The 16,064-nt window shown below is 67.7% G+C and carries 19 protein-coding genes; 9 read left to right on the forward strand and 10 right to left on the reverse strand.

Translation table 11 applies throughout. The features are described 5' to 3' along the window. Positions 1–12: 12 nt before the first annotated feature. From K3G64_RS12460 to K3G64_RS12470, 3 genes are all read left to right on the forward strand, one after another. On the forward strand, positions 13–891 hold the full coding sequence (locus tag K3G64_RS12460; protein WP_238950182.1) for an aminodeoxychorismate lyase: 879 nt from the start codon (positions 13–15) through the stop codon (positions 889–891). 256 nt (positions 892–1,147) lie between these two features. Further along, positions 1,148–1,846 carry an adenylate/guanylate cyclase domain-containing protein gene (locus tag K3G64_RS12465; RefSeq protein WP_238950183.1) on the forward strand — a complete coding sequence of 233 codons (699 nt, stop codon included), beginning with the start codon at positions 1,148–1,150 and terminating at the stop codon, positions 1,844–1,846. 331 nt (positions 1,847–2,177) lie between these two features. After that, positions 2,178–3,020: an ABC transporter substrate-binding protein gene (locus K3G64_RS12470; RefSeq protein WP_238950184.1), complete on the forward strand. Its 843-nt coding sequence runs from the start codon at positions 2,178–2,180 to the stop codon at positions 3,018–3,020. On the opposite strand, the gene K3G64_RS12475 is transcribed toward K3G64_RS12470, so the two are convergent. The 8 genes from K3G64_RS12475 to lmeA all read right to left on the reverse strand — a co-directional run bounded on the left by K3G64_RS12475 (position 3,017) and on the right by lmeA (position 7,145). Further along, complete coding sequence (locus K3G64_RS12475; protein ID WP_238950185.1) at positions 3,017–3,283, reverse strand: hypothetical protein; 267 nt, start codon at positions 3,281–3,283, stop codon at positions 3,017–3,019. The two genes, K3G64_RS12470 and K3G64_RS12475, sit on opposite strands and share 4 nt — an antisense overlap. Beyond that, positions 3,283–3,912, reverse strand: a complete 630-nt coding sequence (locus K3G64_RS12480; RefSeq protein ID WP_238950186.1) for an FABP family protein — start codon at positions 3,910–3,912, stop codon at positions 3,283–3,285. The genes K3G64_RS12475 and K3G64_RS12480 overlap by 1 nt, the downstream gene beginning before the upstream one ends. A 159-nt stretch (positions 3,913–4,071) precedes the next feature. Beyond that, positions 4,072–4,374 carry a DUF1416 domain-containing protein gene (locus K3G64_RS12485; protein WP_238950187.1) on the reverse strand — a complete coding sequence of 101 codons (303 nt, stop codon included), beginning with the start codon at positions 4,372–4,374 and terminating at the stop codon, positions 4,072–4,074. Between the two features lies 1 nt (position 4,375). Continuing rightward, positions 4,376–5,209 (reverse strand): sulfurtransferase, encoded by an 834-nt coding sequence (locus K3G64_RS12490; protein WP_238950188.1) that lies wholly within the window; start codon positions 5,207–5,209, stop codon positions 4,376–4,378. Continuing rightward, entirely contained in the window at positions 5,196–5,687 is a 492-nt protein-coding gene (locus K3G64_RS12495; RefSeq protein WP_238950189.1) for a DUF4395 domain-containing protein, read from the reverse strand. Before K3G64_RS12495 ends, K3G64_RS12490 begins: the two co-directional genes overlap by 14 nt. Before the next feature lie 87 nt (positions 5,688–5,774). Further along, positions 5,775–5,846, reverse strand: coding sequence for an Ms5788A family Cys-rich leader peptide (locus tag K3G64_RS25685; RefSeq protein WP_370647192.1), 72 nt, complete (start codon positions 5,844–5,846; stop codon positions 5,775–5,777). Between the two features lie 50 nt (positions 5,847–5,896). Continuing rightward, on the reverse strand, positions 5,897–6,319 hold the full coding sequence (locus K3G64_RS12500) for a thioredoxin family protein (protein ID WP_238950190.1): 423 nt from the start codon (positions 6,317–6,319) through the stop codon (positions 5,897–5,899). A 28-nt stretch (positions 6,320–6,347) separates the two neighbouring features. Beyond that, positions 6,348–7,145, reverse strand: coding sequence for a mannan chain length control protein LmeA (gene lmeA / locus K3G64_RS12505; RefSeq protein WP_370647194.1), 798 nt, complete (start codon positions 7,143–7,145; stop codon positions 6,348–6,350). Positions 7,146–7,322: 177 nt separating this feature from the next. Between lmeA and K3G64_RS12510 the strand changes: the two genes are divergently transcribed. From K3G64_RS12510 to pstB, 6 genes are all read left to right on the forward strand, one after another. Further along, a complete protein-coding gene (locus K3G64_RS12510) occupies positions 7,323–8,108 on the forward strand; it encodes a winged helix-turn-helix transcriptional regulator (RefSeq protein ID WP_238950622.1) in 786 nt (261 codons plus the stop codon). Then, positions 8,105–9,010 carry a mycothiol synthase gene (gene mshD, locus K3G64_RS12515; protein WP_238950191.1) on the forward strand — a complete coding sequence of 302 codons (906 nt, stop codon included), beginning with the start codon at positions 8,105–8,107 and terminating at the stop codon, positions 9,008–9,010. Before K3G64_RS12510 ends, mshD begins: the two co-directional genes overlap by 4 nt. Positions 9,011–9,131: 121 nt before the next feature. Continuing rightward, positions 9,132–10,250 carry a phosphate ABC transporter substrate-binding protein PstS gene (pstS, locus tag K3G64_RS12520; protein ID WP_238950623.1) on the forward strand — a complete coding sequence of 373 codons (1,119 nt, stop codon included), beginning with the start codon at positions 9,132–9,134 and terminating at the stop codon, positions 10,248–10,250. A gap of 48 nt (positions 10,251–10,298) precedes the next feature. Next, positions 10,299–11,348, forward strand: coding sequence for a phosphate ABC transporter permease subunit PstC (gene pstC / locus K3G64_RS12525; RefSeq protein WP_238950192.1), 1,050 nt, complete (start codon positions 10,299–10,301; stop codon positions 11,346–11,348). Next, a complete protein-coding gene (gene pstA, locus K3G64_RS12530; RefSeq protein ID WP_238950193.1) occupies positions 11,345–12,259 on the forward strand; it encodes a phosphate ABC transporter permease PstA in 915 nt (304 codons plus the stop codon). The genes pstC and pstA overlap by 4 nt, the downstream gene beginning before the upstream one ends. Positions 12,260–12,284: 25 nt before the next feature. Beyond that, positions 12,285–13,061, forward strand: coding sequence for a phosphate ABC transporter ATP-binding protein PstB (pstB, locus tag K3G64_RS12535; protein ID WP_238950194.1), 777 nt, complete (start codon positions 12,285–12,287; stop codon positions 13,059–13,061). Between the two features lie 56 nt (positions 13,062–13,117). On the opposite strand, the gene phoU is transcribed toward pstB, so the two are convergent. Beyond that, positions 13,118–13,783 (reverse strand): phosphate signaling complex protein PhoU, encoded by a 666-nt coding sequence (phoU, locus tag K3G64_RS12540; RefSeq protein ID WP_238950195.1) that lies wholly within the window; start codon positions 13,781–13,783, stop codon positions 13,118–13,120. Positions 13,784–13,878: 95 nt separating this feature from the next. After that, positions 13,879–15,948: an LCP family protein gene (locus K3G64_RS12545; RefSeq protein WP_238950196.1), complete on the reverse strand. Its 2,070-nt coding sequence runs from the start codon at positions 15,946–15,948 to the stop codon at positions 13,879–13,881. Positions 15,949–16,064 lie beyond the last annotated feature (116 nt).

Here is a 16,064-nt window from a genome sequence, read left to right on the forward strand (position 1 = left end):
CGCTTGCAGCCCATGGCCAATCCACCAGGAGTCGTGGTGACCCTCGACGGACGGCTGCACGACCCGTCGGCGCCGCTGCTGCACGCCGATGACCTGGCCGCCGTCCGCGGCGACGGGATCTTCGAAACGCTGCTGGTCCGCGACGGCAGCCCGTGTCTGCTCGAAGCGCACCTGTCGCGGCTGACCCACTCGGCGCGGATGACCGATCTGCCCGTCCCGGACCTGCCGCAGTGGCGCGCCGCCATCGATGCGGCCGTGAGCCGGTGGAACGCCGACGACGGCGGTGAGGGCGTGCTGCGGCTGGTGTACAGCAGGGGACGCGAGAGTGGTTCGCCGCCCACGGCGTTCGCGACGATCGGCGCGTTGCCCGCGCGCGTCGCCGAGGTGCGGCGCAAGGGTTTGGCGGCACTGACGCTGGCCCGCGGGTTGCCCGCCCAGACCGCCGCCGATATGCCGTGGCTGCTGGCCGGCGCGAAGACGCTGTCGTACGCGGTCAACATGGCCGCGCTGCGGCACGCCGAGCGGCACGGCGCCGGCGACGTGATCTTCGTCGGCTCCGACGGGCTGATCCTGGAGGGGCCACGCTCGACTGTGGTGGTGGCCACCGAGTCCGAAGGAGCATTGACGCTGCTGACGCCGCCGCCGTGGTTCCCGATCCTGCGCGGCACCACCCAGCAGGCACTGTTCGAAGTCGCCCGCAGCAAGGGTTACGACTGCGACTACCGTGCCCTGCGGCCCGCGGATTTGACTGCAGCTCAAGGGGTTTGGCTGGTCTCAAGCATCACGCTGGCTGCTCGGGTGCACACGCTCGACGGCAGGCTGCTGCCGCCCTCCCCGCTGGCTGCCGAGTTCGGCGAACTGGTCGACGCCGCGATCGTTTCCGATCGCTGAGGCCGGAAAGCGCGGACTGGCATCCGAGTCGCCGAGGATACGACATCCTGTGGTGGTGGAAGGTGACTCGGCTCGACCGCGTCTCTCGGGTTGGCAGCGGCTGGTGTTGCGTCGTCTTGCCCGGCATGCGGGCAAATCGCCCGGCCAACCGTTGTCGCCAAACGACTGGCAGGCCTACTTCGACTTCTCCACCACACGGTCTTCACGCGTCGCTCACCGGCTGATGCACCTACTACCGGCCAGTCCACGCTGCGGAATGTGCGGAGCACCGTTCGCCGGCCTCGGTGGCCGGTTGGTCCGACCGCTGGGCTACCGACCGTCGCGCAAGAACCCGACTCTGTGCGCGACGTGTGTCGAGTTATCGCCGCCGGGCGGGATGACGACCGAGGCCGGTGTGCTCTTCGCAGACCTGCGTGGCTTCACCACTCGGTCGGAGTCGATCTCCCCGCTGGACACCAGCGCGCTACTGCGCCGCTTCTACGCGGTGGCCGAATCGGTCCTCTATCCCGACGCCATCATCGACAAGTTGATCGGCGACGAGGTGATGGCGCTGTACCTGCCCGCCTTCGTCGTGCGCAGCTCATGGGCACCGACAGACGCCGACCGCCGCGCCGTGGCCGCGGTCATGCTGAGTCACGCGCGCGGACTGCTCGAAGGCGTCGGTTACGGCACCGGCGGCAAGGTCCTCGACCTCGGAGTCGGCCTGGACTACGGCGAGGTCTTCGTCGGCAACATAGGTGGCACCGAAGCGCTACGCGACTTCACGGCCGTCGGCGACGTGGTCAATACCGCGGCGCGGCTGCAGTCTTGCGCGAGAGGCGGCGAGGTGATGGTTTCGCAGCGGCTGGGTCGATTTCTCGATGAACCGGCGGGCCGGTCCGAACTGGTCTCCCTGAAGGGAAAGCGCGAACCCTTCGCCGCGCAGCGCGTGCAGTGGTTCCTCGGCGATCGCTGAGCGCGCAGAGCTCCCTTAATCGCTTGTCGCGCTAGATAAGCGCGGGTACCGTCGCTCGTACACAGGAAGGGAGGTGGTCCGACATCATTAGTGACTTATGGACTTGTGAGGTGGCTGCGAGCTAGCAGCGCCAGGGGAATGAGCGCAACAGCTCTTCGCGACCTGCGCGCGCTGGCGAATTCCCCGCAGTCACCCGGCCCCCGAGCCCCTTGGTCTTGTCCGCCAGGAACACACGGCTCGGGGGCCGCCCCTTTTCTGACGGCCGAATCGGTAGCGAACCGTTGCACGACAACCCTGGCACTGCGTGTCGCGCTGCGCGATGATTCGCCACATGGGCTTGCCCAGGAGGTTCGGTGCGCTGCTGGTCGCTGTCGTCGCGACCGCCTGCGCACCGGCCGCCGAACCTTATTCGGCGCCGCGGCCCCAGGACTGTCGCAAGGATCACCTGACCACTCTGTATCCGGGCGTGTTCACGTTCGGCACCGACCAGCCCGTGTATCCACCCTGGTACATCGGCGACAACCCGGCCAACGGCGAGGGGTTCGAATCCGCCCTGGCCTATGCCGTGGCCGCCGAGTTGGGCTACCGCGGCCAGGAAGTCCGCTGGGTGCGGGTGCCGTTCAGCGAGGCCATCGCTGCGGGCCCGAAGTCGTTCGACGCAAGCCTTTCTCAGTTCTCGATCACCCAGCCGCGCAAGGCGGCCGTCGACTTCTCGTCACCGTACTTCGACGTGAGCCAGGCCGTCGTCACTGTCAGGTCGTCGCCCGCGGCGCGCGCCCGCAGCCTCGCCGACCTGAGGCCACTGCGGTTGGGCGCCCAAGTCGGCACCACCAGTCAGACAGCGGCCACGGCGGTCACCGGTGACGCGCCGGTCTCGGCCTACAACACCAACGGCGACGCCAAGCTCGCCCTCGGTTCGGGCGAGATCGACGCGGTGGTCGCCGATCTGCCCACGGCGTTCGCGCTCGCCTCGGAACTGCGGGACGGCATGATGGTGGGCCGGCTGCCGAACGAGTCGGCCGACGTCGAGCAGTTCGGCATCGTCCTGGACAAGGACAGTGGGCTGACCCGCTGTGTCTCCTTCGTCGTCGACTCGCTGCGCGCCGACGGGACGCTGGCGCAACTGGAGAACACCTGGCTGGCAGAGGGCGGTGACGCGCCGATTCTGACCTAGCTGGCCGGTCCCGGCGCGAGGGCGGAACAGGCCGCCATCGCCTGCCGCCAGGCGTCCGGAGCGACACCCGCGGGCGGTCCGCCCCCCGGGCCCGGCGCGGAGGGGACGCCCTGCTCGTCCAGGCACTGAGCCAGCGAGCCGTGGCCGCTGGGCGCCTCGGAAGTGACGTCTGTGGTGGGGCTGGGGGGCTGGTCGCCGGGCGGTTCTGACGCGCAGCCGGCGAGGATCGCGGCCGCGGCGATCACCACGGAGAGCCGGCGCACTAGCCGACGTACCTGGACAGCCGGGCCGACAGGTGGGGCACCAGGCCCCCGTCGGCGTCCACCCGTTCCTCGACGTAGGCCAGATCGCCGCCCTCGACGATGCCGTACAGGCGTTTGGCGCCGCCGACGAGCACCCCGGACTTGCTGCGCGCCAGGGCGTCGGTCACCAGCTCCCACGACGACTGGTTGCGGGGGCGACCGTAGAACAGTTCGACATAGCCTGCCGAGTGCGCCAGCAGCAGTTCGATGGCCTGGGACTCGGATGGATCCGCCGGGTCGTCGACGAACCGCCAGAAGCCGGATTCCCGCAACGTGTGCTCCTCGTAATCGCCGGCTTCGGACAACCGCCACGAACGGGCCTCCCAGATCAGGTAGTCGCCACCGTCGTGCGACACGACGATCTGCTGCCCGAACCGATAATCGCCGTGTGCCCCGCGGCCCTCACCTTCACCGCGCCAAACACCGACCAGCGGCAGCAGCGCCAGCAGCGCGTCGTTGAGGTTGACACCCTCGCGAAGGTTCGCGGTGTCCGCCGGCGCAGGCAGGTCGGCGAACACCGGGATGTTGCGGGCAGCGGTGGTCTTCGCGCGTTCGGCGGCCGCCGCGACGGCGTCGTCGCCGGACGTCACGACTCGTCGGTGATCAGTCGGTACAGCGCGTAGAGCGCGAACCAGGTGATCAGCACGGTGCAGGCGACCAGGAGAAGTTCGTAGAACAGCACCACGGCGCCAAGTCTAGTCCGCCGCCAACCACCCGGCGCGTCGGCTCGTACCTCGCCGCCTTCGTCGTCAGGCGACCTTGACGTGGACCTCGTGAATGCCCGCGCCCGAGGGTGCGACGACGGCATCGCCCTTGCCGACCTTCGACAGTGCGCGCAACGTCCAGGTGCCAGGTGCGGCGAAGAACCGGAAGTCACCGGTGGCCGACGCGACGACCTCGGCGGTGAACTCGTCGGAGCTGTCCAGCAACCGCACGAAGGCGCCGCCGACCGCCTGACCCGATCCGTCCACGACGCGACCCGTGATCACAGTCTCCTTCTCGAGGTCGACGCCGGCCGGCAACGTCAGCCCTTGCTTCGGTGCAGTGCACATATCAACTTCCCAACTCGATCGGGGCACCCACCAGGGAGCCGTATTCCGTCCAACTGCCGTCGTAGTTCTTGACGTTCTGGTGTCCCAGGAGTTCCTGCAGCACGAACCAGGTGTGCGACGAGCGCTCACCGATCCGGCAGTAGGCGATGGTCTCCTTCTCTCCGTCCAAGCCGGCCTCGGAGTACAGCTTGGCCAGGTCCTCGTCGGACTTGAACGTGCCGTCGTCGTTGGCCGCCTTGCTCCAGGGAACGTTGATGGCACCGGGGATATGCCCGGGCCGCTGGCTCTGCTCCTGAGGCAGATGCGCGGGCGCCAGGATCTTGCCCGAGAACTCGTCAGGGGAGCGCACGTCGACGAGGTTCTTGTTGTTGATGGCGGCGATGACCTCGTCGCGGAACGCCCGGATGCTGGTGTCGGGGGCCTTGGCGGTGTAGCTGGTCTCCGGCCGCTGCACCGTGTCGGTCGACAGGGGACGCCCGTCGAGTTCCCACTTCTTGCGGCCTCCGTCGAGCAGCTTGACGTCCTGATGTCCGTAGAGCTTGAAGTACCAGTAGGCGTAGGCGGCGAACCAGTTGTTGTTGCCGCCGTAGAGGATCACGGTGTCGTCGCCTGCGATACCACGCTCGGACAGCAGCTTGGAGAACTGCTGTTGGTCGACGAAGTCGCGGCGCACCGGGTCCTGCAGGTCGGTCTTCCAGTCGATCCGCACCGCGCCCTCGATGTGGCCGGTGTCGTAGGCGCTGGTGTCCTCGTCGACCTCCACGAAAACGGTGTTGGGGGCATTGAGATTGTTCTCGGCCCACTCGGCGGTGACCAGCACATCAGAACGTGCCATGGACGAGTTCCTTTCGATTGCTTCGGGTTTGGGTGAGTCGTGCGACAAGCGGGTACAGCTGACAGCCCAGGCAGATGCCGAAGGCCGCGTTGAGGAAGGCCGCCGTCAAGGCCGATCCGGTGGCGATCAGACCGAGCAGAGGCAGGCCGGCGGCGAACCCGACCACGCCGACCAGTCCGAACACCAGGCCCACCAGTTGGGCGAACCTCAGCGGTGCGGCGGGCTCCTTATCGGTCACCGGGGCCAGGTGTGGCGCGATAAGACGGCCGAACACCAGCCCGTAGGGATGCCTGCGTGGCCCCAGAACCGCCCCGACGGCGAACACCACCGACTGCGCACCGAGCAGGACGGCCGCGCCGAGCGGGCTGACCGCCGACACCAACAGAACCGCCACCAGCACGCCTGCGGTGACCCAGGCGACGAAGCGCGGACCCCGGGCATCGACCTGGTCAGGCACCTGGTTGTTCGTCGTCGGCATGAATGAACTCCTGTTGCGTCATGGGGCTGATTTGGGGCAGACCACGAGGGGTCGCTCCCGAGTGCGGCGCGAAGGAAACGCAGCTACTCAGCAGCTACAACAACAACAGCAAGAACCCGCGACGCGGCACAGATCGACTGCGCGGCGCTTGGTGAGCATCGGCTCGAGGCGGGCGGACACGCCGGACAGCCTACCCAATGACAGCGTGATCAAGCCAACAGCGGTTCCACCGCCGCCCGCAGGTCAGCAGCCCTGGGGACGCCATGGGTGCGGTACCGCGGCCGACCATCGGCGTCGAACACGATCGTGGTAGGCAGCGACAGCACCGAAAGGCGCCGCGCCGCTTCCGGATTCGCGTCCATGTCGATCTCGACATGCGCCACTCGAGGCAGCTCGGCGCAGACCTCCTCGACGACCCGGCGCACCGCATCGCACGGTCCGCACCATGGCGCCGAGAAGTGCAGCACCGTCGGCCCGGTCGTCGACAGGCCGAGGTCGCTGGTGTCGACGTTGGCGGCGTCCTCCGCGGAGCGCAGCAAGCCGGCACGCAGCGTGATCAGCCTGCCGACGACGAATGCCACACCGAGCGCGGCGATCAGCACGGTGATGGCGAGCACCCAGGACGAGCTCATGGCCGGCCTCCGTTCTTCGCGCAACCGCTCATCTCATGGTGAACTCGTCGAGGTCGACGGTCACTCCCTCGGCGATCCCTTCGATGATGATGTCGGATCCCCGCGCGCCCTGGGCGGTCGGCGTCAAGCCGAACGGCAGCTTCAGGCCGGGGATGCTCGTGGCGAAGGCGGCCAGCACCGCCGCCACCTTCTCCTCGGGGACGTCCTGGTCGGCGGTGTTGGGCCCCGTCAGCACTCCGGTGGGCGTCATCGCCAGGGTGGTCTGGTCCGGCCCGGTGATGTCGAGGTCGACCGCGACGCTGACCTTCTTGTCGAAACCCGCCTTCGTCGGCGTCCCGGTCAACACGACGCCCCGGTTGCTGGAGATGCCCGACTCGGTGGTGCCGCCGGTGGCGTCGTTGCTCTCCCGCGTCGGCGCCTCCACCAGGAGGTCGGGGATGTCCATGAAGCGCCCGATGTGCGTCGAATCGACGATCACGCGGCTCTCGGCCTTGCCGACGGGCAGTTCGGCGCCCGGTCCGATAAGCCAGGATTCGTCCGTGATGTCGATGTCGTGCAGCGTGGCCTCCAGCGAGGTCTTGCCGACGACGGGGTGATCGACGCCACTCGCGCGGATTTCGATCTCGTCGTAGCGGTGGTCCATGGCCTGGGTGGTGAACGGGAAGCCGAGGATCGCGACCGACGGGTCGTGCTGCAGGCCGGCGGCGCTGCGCACGCTTCTGGCCAGGCGGTATTCCGCGTAGATCGCCGCACCGAAGTCCGCTCCGACGGCGCCCACCGCCACGGCGGCGACGGTGGCCAGAACTCCGATCAGCACCTTGCGCACCTCGACATTCTGGACCACGTCGGCCAAGCCGCCCGGTTCGGCGCAGCTAATCAGCAGGTAGCGCGCTATCGTTAGATGACCATCGGCCGGGTAACGGCCACATGACAGGCATGAATCTGGGAAGTCACCGACCGACATCGTTGTCCAGGCGAGGTCCCTGTGCTGTTGGAGGGCCAGTTGGATCTACTGCTACTGACCGTCGACCCACAACCCGACTCGGTGCTGCCCTCGTTGTCGCTGCTCGCCCACACCGTGCGGACCGCGCCCACCGAGGTCTCCTCCCTTCTCGAGGCCGGCAGCGCTGACGTCGCGATCGTCGACGCGCGTACCGACCTGGCCGCCGCCAGGGGGCTGTGCCGTCTGCTGGGCAGTACCGGGACGTCGGTGCCCGTGGTGGCCGTCGTGAACGAGGGCGGGCTGGTGGCCGTCAACGTCGAGTGGGGGCTCGACGAGATATTGCTGCCCAGCACCGGGCCCGCTGAGATCGACGCCCGGCTGCGGCTGCTGGTGGGCCGCCGCGGCGGTGTGGCCAACCAGGAGAACGTCGGCAAGATCAGCCTCGGGGAGTTGGTCATCGACGAGGGCACCTACACCGCGCGCCTGCGCGGGCGGCCGCTGGACCTCACCTACAAGGAGTTCGAGCTGCTCAAGTACCTCGCGCAGCACGCGGGCCGGGTGTTCACCCGCGCCCAACTGCTGCAGGAGGTGTGGGGCTACGACTTCTTCGGCGGCACCCGCACCGTCGACGTGCACGTGCGGCGACTGCGCGCCAAGCTGGGGCCGGAGTACGAGTCGTTGATCGGCACCGTGCGCAACGTCGGCTACAAGGCGGTCCGGCCGGCCCGCGGCCGCCAGCCCACGCCCGGCGCCGAGGTGCCCGACGAGGTCGACGGCGCCGAGTACGACGCCGACGGCACCAGTTACGGGGCCGAGGCGCTGGCCGACGAACTTCACCCTACGTGACCGAAATCGCTTGGCGGCGAGCCCTTTCCGATGAAGAACAGCGTCGGGTCCGCGAGCTGATCGCAGCCGCGGCGTCGGTCGACGGCGTGGCCCCGGTGGGCGATCAGGTGCTGCGCGAACTCGCCGGCGACCGTAGCCGGCACCTGCTGGCCGTCGACGGTGACGACGACGACATCGTCGGCTACCTCAACCTCGCCGCGGCCGACGCGCCCGTGATGGCCGAACTGGTAGTGCACCCACGGGCGAGGCGCCGGGGGGTCGGATCGGCGATGGCACGCACCGCGCTGGCCGAAGGCGGCGACGGCGCGCGGATCTGGGCACACGGCAACCTCGAACCGGCGCGCGCCACTGCAGCGGCACTGGACCTGACGGTGGTGCGCGAACTGCTGCAGATGCGCCGTCCGCTGACCGACCTGCCCGCCGTCGCCATCTCCGACGGCATCCACATCAGGACCTACTCGGGGCCCGAGGACGACGCCGAACTGCTGCGCGTCAACAACGCCGCCTTCGCATGGCACCCCGAGCAGGGTGGGTGGACGGCCGCTGAGATCGCCGAGCGCCGCGGCGAGCCGTGGTTCGACCCCGAAGGGCTGTTCCTCGCGTTCGACGAGCGGACCGACGCGCTGCTCGGCTTCCACTGGACGAAAGTCCACGGCGCTGACCTCGGCGAGGTGTACGTCGTGGGTGTCGACCCGGCGGCGCAGGGTCGCAGGCTCGGCGGAGTCCTCACGCTGACCGGGCTGCACCACCTGGCGAAACGACTGTCGGACAGCTCACAGCCGACGGTGATGCTTTACGTCGAAGCAGATAACTCGGCGGCCGTGAAGACCTACGAAGATCTCGGTTTCGAGAGGTTCGCCGTCGACGCCGCGTACGCCTCGCGTTCACCCTCCAACCAGTGATCAAGGTGAACCTGTTCACCGTTCGTTCACCTTCCATGTGCGATCCGTCCACCACGGCCGCATACGTTGCCGGGGAGTCTGAAGCAGTCGACCGAAAGTGGGATAAGTGAAGCGCATCAGCATGGGTAAGACCGCTGGCACGACAGCGTCCGCGGCCGCGATCCTGGCCCTGACGCTGGCCGGTTGCGGCAGCGACAACAACGCGGGCACCGGATCGGGTGGCGGCGAAACGGGAACGGCCAGCGGCGAGAACTGCGGCGGCAAGGACACGATCAACGCCGAGGGCTCGACCGCCCAGCAGAACGCCATCGGGCTGTTCAACCAGGTGTGGGGCCAGATCTGCCAGGGCAAGAACCTGTCCTACAACCCCACCGGCTCCGGCGCGGGTCGCCAACAGTTCATCGCGGGCAACGTCGACTTCGCCGGCTCGGACTCCCCGCTGTCCGACGAACAGGTCCCTCAGGCCGCCCAGCGATGCAAAGGCAACCCCGCCTGGCACCTCCCGCTGGTGTTCGGACCGGTCGCGATGGCCTACAACCTCGAGGGTGTCGACGGATTGGTGGTCAACGCCGACGTGCTGGCGCGCATCTTCCAGGGTCAGATCACCAAGTGGAACGATCCGGCCATCGCGGCGCTGAACGAGGGTAAGAACCTGCCCGACCAGAACATCACGCCGGTCTACCGGTCGGATTCGTCGGGCACCACCGACAACTTCCAGAAATATCTGGCCGCGGCGGCGCCGCAGACCTGGACCAAGGGTGACGGCTCCGAGTTCCAGGGCGGCGCAGGCGAGGGTGCGCAGAAGTCGGCGGGCGTGGCGCAGGCGGTGCAGGCCACCCCCGGCGCCATCGGTTACGTCGAGAAGGGCTTCGCCGACCAGGCCGGAATTCCCTACGCCCAGATCGACAACGGCAGCGGTGCTGTCGAGTTGACCGACGAGTCCGCCGGCAAGGCCATCGACGCGGCGCAGTTCGCCGGCGAGGGCCAGGACCTGGTGCTGGACCTGCAGTCGCTGTACGCCACCCAGGAGCAGGGCGCGTATCCGCTGGTGTTGGCCACCTACGAGATCGTCTGCTCCAACGGTTACGACCAGCCGACGGCCGAGGCGATCAAGTCATTTCTCCAGCATTCGGCCAACGAGGGTCAGCAAGGCCTGTCCGAGGCCGGATACGTTCCGCTGCCGGATCGGTTCAAGCAGCGCCTGACGGGTTCGATCGACGCCATCTCGTCGACCGCCTAGTCCTGCTGGCGAAACGGCGACACTGCGGCGAGGATGGACACGTAACCGATGACCGACAGGGTCGAAGTGACAGAACCGAATCCAGCAGAGGCCGGGTCGGGTGCGGCGATGGCCGCCCCCTTCCCGGAACCGGAGCCCATCTCGACTGATCCCGCCCGGAGCACGAAGGTCCGGCCGGGGGACCGCATTTTCCGCTGGTTGTCCGAGGGCTCGGGCATCTTCATCGTTGCCCTGATCGTGGCCATCGGCTTCTTCCTGGTGTGGCGGGCGGTCCCGGCGCTGGCCCGTAACGAGGCCAACTTCTTCCTCTACGGCGGTTCGTGGGTCACCACCGACACCTCGGCGATGCAGTTCGGGATCTTCGACCTGCTTCAGGTCACGGTGTTCGTCTCGGTGTTCGCGCTGATCCTCGCGATGCCGGTGGCGCTGGGCATCGCGATCTTCCTCACTCAGTACGCGCCGCGCAGGGTCGCCGGGCCGCTGGCCTACATGGTGGACCTGCTGGCCGCGGTGCCGTCCATCATCTACGGCGTCTGGGGCCTGTACGTGTTGGCTCCGGTGCTGCGCCCTTTCGCGTTGTGGCTCAACGAGAACCTCTCCTGGTTGTTCCTCTTCCAGACCGGCAACGCCTCGGTGGCCGGCGGCGGCACCATCTTCACCGCTGGCATCGTGCTCGCGGTGATGATCCTTCCGATCATCACCGCGGTGACCCGCGAGGTCTTCGTGCAGACGCCGAAGGGGCAGATCGAGGCGGCGCTCGCGCTGGGGGCCACCCGCTGGGAGGTGGTGCGCACCACCGTCCTGCCGTTCGGCATGTCGGGCTACATCAGCGGCGCGATGCTCGGCCTGGGCCGTGCGCTCGGCGAGACGATCGCGTTGTTGATCATCCTGCGCGGCACGCAGGCGGCGTTCGGATGGTCACTGTTCGACGCGGGCTACACCTTCGCGAGCCTCATCGCATCTGCGGCTTCGGAATTCAATGACCAGTACAAGGCCGGCGCCTACATAGCCGCGGGCCTGGTGCTGTTCATCCTGACCTTCGTGGTGAACTCGCTGGCCCGCGCCGCGGTCGCCGGAAAGGACCGGTCTGCATCATGACCGCAACGCTGGACCAACCGGTGAAGGCGCCCACTTTCCACGGCGTCAGCGCCCGGCGGAAACTGACCAACCACGTCGCCACGGTACTGGTGAGCCTCTCGGTGCTCATCGCGGTCGTCCCGCTGGTGTGGGTACTGGTCACGGTGGTCGTCAAGGGCTTCGGTGTGGTCACCTCGAGCACGTGGTGGTTCAACTCGCAGTCCGGCATGACGGCCTTCACCGCGGGCGGCGGCGTCTACCACGCCATCGTCGGCACCCTGTTGCAGGGCTTGGTGTGTGCGCTGATCTCCATCCCGATCGGCGTGTTCGTCGGCATCTACCTCGTCGAGTACGGGGGCGGCACCCGACTGGGCAAGATGACCACCTTCATGGTCGACATCCTGACCGGCGTTCCGTCGATCGTAGCCGCACTGTTCATCTATGCCCTGTGGGTGGCCACTCTGGGCTTCGAGCGGTCGGGCTTCGCCGTGTCGCTGGCGCTGGTGCTTCTCATGATCCCGGTGATCGTGCGCTCCACCGAGGAGATGCTGCGGATCGTTCCGATGGACCTGCGCGAGGCGAGCTACGCGCTGGGCGTCCCGAAGTGGAGAACCATTACCTCGATTGTGATTCCGACGGCGCTGTCGGGCATCGTGACCGGCATTCTGCTGGCGCTGGCCCGCGTGATGGGAGAGACCGCTCCTCTGCTGATCCTGGTGGGCTACGCCCAGGCCATCAACTTCGACATGTCCAGCGGGTTCATGGGCTCGCTGCCCGGCATGATGTATGACCAGGTCTCCGCCGGTGCCGGCGCCAACCCGGTGCCCACCGACCGGCTGTGGGGTGCGGCGTTCACCCTCATCGTGCTGATCGCGCTCCTCAACGTCGGTGCGCGCTTCATCGCCAAATTCTTTTCCCCGAAAAAGGTCTGAACAGGTTTAGGAGACATAGGACAACATGGCCAAGCGCCTTGACCTCAAAGACGTCAACATCTACTACGGCTCCTTCCATGCCGTTGCAGACGTGTCGCTGGCGGTTCCGCCGCGCAGCGTCACGGCCTTCATCGGCCCTTCCGGCTGCGGGAAGTCAACGGTGCTGCGCACGCTCAACCGCATGCACGAAGTCATCCCCGGCGCCTACGTGCAGGGCTCGGTGCTGCTCGACGGCGACGACATCTACGGCGCGGGCGTGGACCCGGTCAGCGTGCGCAAGACGATCGGCATGGTGTTCCAGCGACCGAATCCCTTCCCGACCATGTCGATTCGCGACAACGTCGTGGCCGGGTTGAAGCTGCAGGGCATGCGCAGCAAGAAGACACTCGATGAGGTCGCCGAGCGGTCACTCAAGGGCGCCAACCTGTGGACCGAGGTCAAGGACCGGCTCGACAAGCCCGGCGGCGGCCTCTCCGGCGGACAACAGCAGCGGCTGTGCATCGCCCGCGCCATCGCCGTACAACCCGACGTGCTGCTGATGGACGAACCGTGCTCGGCGCTCGACCCGATCTCGACGCTGGCGATCGAGGACCTGATCGCAGAACTCAAGCAGGACTTCACCATCGTCATCGTCACGCACAACATGCAGCAGGCCGCGCGGGTGAGCGATCAGACGGCGTTCTTCAACCTGGAGGCCACCGGTAAGCCCGGCAAGCTGATCGAGATCGACGACACCGAGAAGATCTTCTCCAATCCCACGCAGAAGGCGACCGAGGACTACATCTCCGGGCGTTTCGGCTGACCCCGACTACAAGAAACGCCCCCGGCCGGGGCGTTTCTGCTCGCTGAGGGAACTGCTCAGCGCGCGGCCAGTTCGTCGCCTTCCGGCAGGTTGCCGGTGGCCTGGAAGATCACCCGGCGGGCGATCTCGACCGCGTGGTCGGCGAAGCGCTCGTAGAACCGGCTGAGCAGGGTCACGTCGACCGCGGCGGTCACGCCGTACTTCCATTCCCGGTCCATCAACACGGTGAACAGGTGACGGTGCAAGTCGTCCATCGCGTCGTCCTCTTCGGCGATCCGGGCCGCCTTGTCGGGGTCACGCGTGACGAGCACCTCCTGCGCACTGCTACCGAGTTCCACTGCGACCCGGCCCATTTCGGCGAAGTAGCCGTTGACCTCCTCGGGCAGAGCGTGCTGGGGATGGCGGCGGCGGGCGATCTTGGCGACGTGCAGCGCCAGGGCGCCCATGCGGTCGACGTCGGCGACGATCTGGATCGAGCTGACCACCGATCGCAGATCGCCCGCGACCGGCGCCTGCAGCGCGAGCAGCACGAACGCCGACTCCTCGGCGCGGGTGCTCATCGCGACGATCTGCTCGTGGTCGGTGATGACCTGTTCGGCAAGGACGAGGTCGGCCTGCAGCAGGGCTTGGGTGGCACGCTCCATCGCCGCGCCCGCCAGCCCGCACATCTCGCCGAGCTGCTCGCTGAGCTGATCCAACTGCTCGTGATAGGCGGTTCGCATGGTTTCTACCCTACGGTCTGGTCAGCCGAGCGTCACGACGTCGATGGTGAACGAAGGGTGAATGCCACCTGGCACAACGACGTCCGGGCCGTCGCTCACTCGCAGGTGGTGTCCGCCGCGTTGGTCACCGCGAGGTCCTCGGGCAGCTCCGTCGGCGTGCTGTCGCTGCCGTCGTGGACGACGTGCACCTGCACCGGTGAGCCGCTCGGCGACGGCGGCGACACCGAGTAGAAGTCGGTGCCCAGCACCACCTGCACGACGTCGCCCTTCCCGGACACCCGTTCGATGGTCGGGTTGGCGAACGCCGAGGCCACGGTGGCTGCCGCCTGCTCGTTGCCCGACGAGAAGAACACCGTCGTCGAGTCGAGCGGCCCCGGATAGTCGTCGGGGGTGGTGACGTTGAACCCGTGGTTCTGCAGTTCGCCGGCGGCCGTGGCGCCCAGGCCGTCCTGGCCGGTCGAGTTCGACACCTGAACGGTCACGTCCTGCGGATCCGTGGTGACCGCGGCCAGCAACTCGCTGGACGGCGCCTCGTCGTGGGTGGGCTCCGGGGTGCCCGGCACCGGGGTGTTGTCGGCGTTGCGCTCCTCGGGCAGCGGATCGTCGTTGATGATGGCGTTGAAGATCGCGTCGGTGTCCTCTTCACGCAGCTGCTCGTTGCCGTACTCGTCCATGTACCCGGTGGTGGGCACGGTCAGGAACGTGATCCGCCCGGCGGCGATGCCCTGGATCGACTGGCCGAGGGTGACGAGGTCCTTGGTGTCCATGTTGTCGACGTAGCTGTCGTTGATGAACATGTTGACCACGTTGTTGAGCTTGGACAGCGAGAAGAACACTTCCTTGGAGATCATCGACCGCATCAGCGACGAGAGGAAGAGCTGCTGGCGCTTGATGCGACCGTAGTCGCCGTTGGTCTCGGTGGTGACCTGCCGGGCGCGCACGTACTGCAGCGCGGTGTGCCCGTCGACGACCTGGCGGCCTGCGCTCGGCAGCACCGTGCCGAGCTCGTAGTCCTCCAGCGGGGTGGTGGTGCACACCTCGACGCCGCCGAGCGCGTCGACCATCTTGGAGAAGCCGACGAAGTCGACGGCCATGAACCGGTTGACCGACAGGCCGGAGATCTTCTGGACGACCTTGACCAGGCACTTGGGACCGCCGACGGCGTAGGCCGAGTTCAGCTTGTACTCCGTGTAGACCTGTTCCATGCCGTACATCGGCGACTCCGGGTCGGTGATCGGCCCGTACTCGCCGGTCCTGGGGTCCCACGGCTCGCACTGCATCGGCTCGATCTCGAGGTCACGCGGGAACGACACCGCCACCACGCGTTCCCGGTTGGCCGGGATGTTGACCAGCATCACGGTGTCCGAGCGCGCGCCCGCGGCGTCCTCGGTGGTGCCCGCGCCGATCACGCTGTTCTCGCCGATGCGGCTGTCGACGCCGACGATCAGGAAATTCTCGTCGCCGAACTGAGCGTTGGGGTCGACGATGTCGCGCGAGTCCGGGTCCAACGCCGATACGCGGTTGAGCATGTTGTTCTTGGCGGACTGCCATTGCCATGCCCCGCCGGTCAGCACGAGCGCCAACACCGCCAGCACAGCGACGGCCGCCCGGCCGGCCAGCATCGTCCCGCGGCGGCCGCGACGCCGCTTGCGGGGTGCGCGGCCGCCGGAGCCGTGGGTGGGGGGCACCCGGCGTGGTCGACGGACCATCGTGAGGTCCGGCAATTCGGAGGCACCGCGCACGACGGGAAGGACCTCGGTGTTGGGTTCGTCGTCGGCCCCGGCGCCGCGACCCTCCTCGGTCGCGGGCACCACAGCGATGATGTCGGTGGGCGGAGCGGGCTCGTCTCGACGTTCGGCCTGCGGATCAGCTTCTGACTCAGCCTCCGGATCGGTCCCCGAGTCGGCACTGCGACGACGCAATTCCGGCGGGACCGCCGTGTGGCCGGCGAGGCGGGCGATCAGATCGGCAACGGTGACGCCATCGGTGTGGTTGCCCGACCGACCTGTCGTCGTCCCGGTGTCGGCTTCGGTGCTGTCGGGTAAAGCCTTTCGTTCCCACGGCGCGGCGCCTGGCGATGGCCGCTGGCTTCGGGTAAGCCATCTGTTGTCCGGACCGCCCGATGCGCCCGCAGACTCAGGAGTGGCGTTGTCGCCGTCACTCATGATCTTCCGGCCTCCGAACCGTCGTCGGGTTGAGCGCACGCCTGTGCGCGGTGCTGAGCGTCACTGCTGCGGCACATGCATGGCTCCGCATGGGGAGCGCATAATGGACGAGACTC

It is taken from the genome of Mycobacterium sp. IDR2000157661, from assembly GCF_022317005.1.
Taxonomy (GTDB): domain Bacteria; phylum Actinomycetota; class Actinomycetes; order Mycobacteriales; family Mycobacteriaceae; genus Mycobacterium.

Excerpts from the sequence above, each read along its gene's own strand:
- K3G64_RS12460 (WP_238950182.1), top strand. The coding sequence starts at position 13 with ATGGCCAATCCACCAGGAGTCGTGGTGACCCTCGACGGACGGCTGCAC.
- K3G64_RS12465 (WP_238950183.1), top strand. The coding sequence starts at position 1,148 with ATGTGCGGAGCACCGTTCGCCGGCCTCGGTGGCCGGTTGGTCCGACCG.
- K3G64_RS12470 (WP_238950184.1), top strand. The coding sequence starts at position 2,178 with ATGGGCTTGCCCAGGAGGTTCGGTGCGCTGCTGGTCGCTGTCGTCGCG.
- K3G64_RS12485 (WP_238950187.1), bottom strand. The coding sequence starts at position 4,374 with ATGTGCACTGCACCGAAGCAAGGGCTGACGTTGCCGGCCGGCGTCGAC.
- K3G64_RS12490 (WP_238950188.1), bottom strand. The coding sequence starts at position 5,209 with ATGGCACGTTCTGATGTGCTGGTCACCGCCGAGTGGGCCGAGAACAAT.
- K3G64_RS12495 (WP_238950189.1), bottom strand. The coding sequence starts at position 5,687 with ATGCCGACGACGAACAACCAGGTGCCTGACCAGGTCGATGCCCGGGGT.
- K3G64_RS12500 (WP_238950190.1), bottom strand. The coding sequence starts at position 6,319 with ATGAGCTCGTCCTGGGTGCTCGCCATCACCGTGCTGATCGCCGCGCTC.
- pstS (WP_238950623.1), top strand. The coding sequence starts at position 9,132 with ATGGGTAAGACCGCTGGCACGACAGCGTCCGCGGCCGCGATCCTGGCC.
- pstC (WP_238950192.1), top strand. The coding sequence starts at position 10,299 with ATGACCGACAGGGTCGAAGTGACAGAACCGAATCCAGCAGAGGCCGGG.
- pstA (WP_238950193.1), top strand. The coding sequence starts at position 11,345 with ATGACCGCAACGCTGGACCAACCGGTGAAGGCGCCCACTTTCCACGGC.
- pstB (WP_238950194.1), top strand. The coding sequence starts at position 12,285 with ATGGCCAAGCGCCTTGACCTCAAAGACGTCAACATCTACTACGGCTCC.
- phoU (WP_238950195.1), bottom strand. The coding sequence starts at position 13,783 with ATGCGAACCGCCTATCACGAGCAGTTGGATCAGCTCAGCGAGCAGCTC.
- K3G64_RS12545 (WP_238950196.1), bottom strand. The coding sequence starts at position 15,948 with ATGAGTGACGGCGACAACGCCACTCCTGAGTCTGCGGGCGCATCGGGC.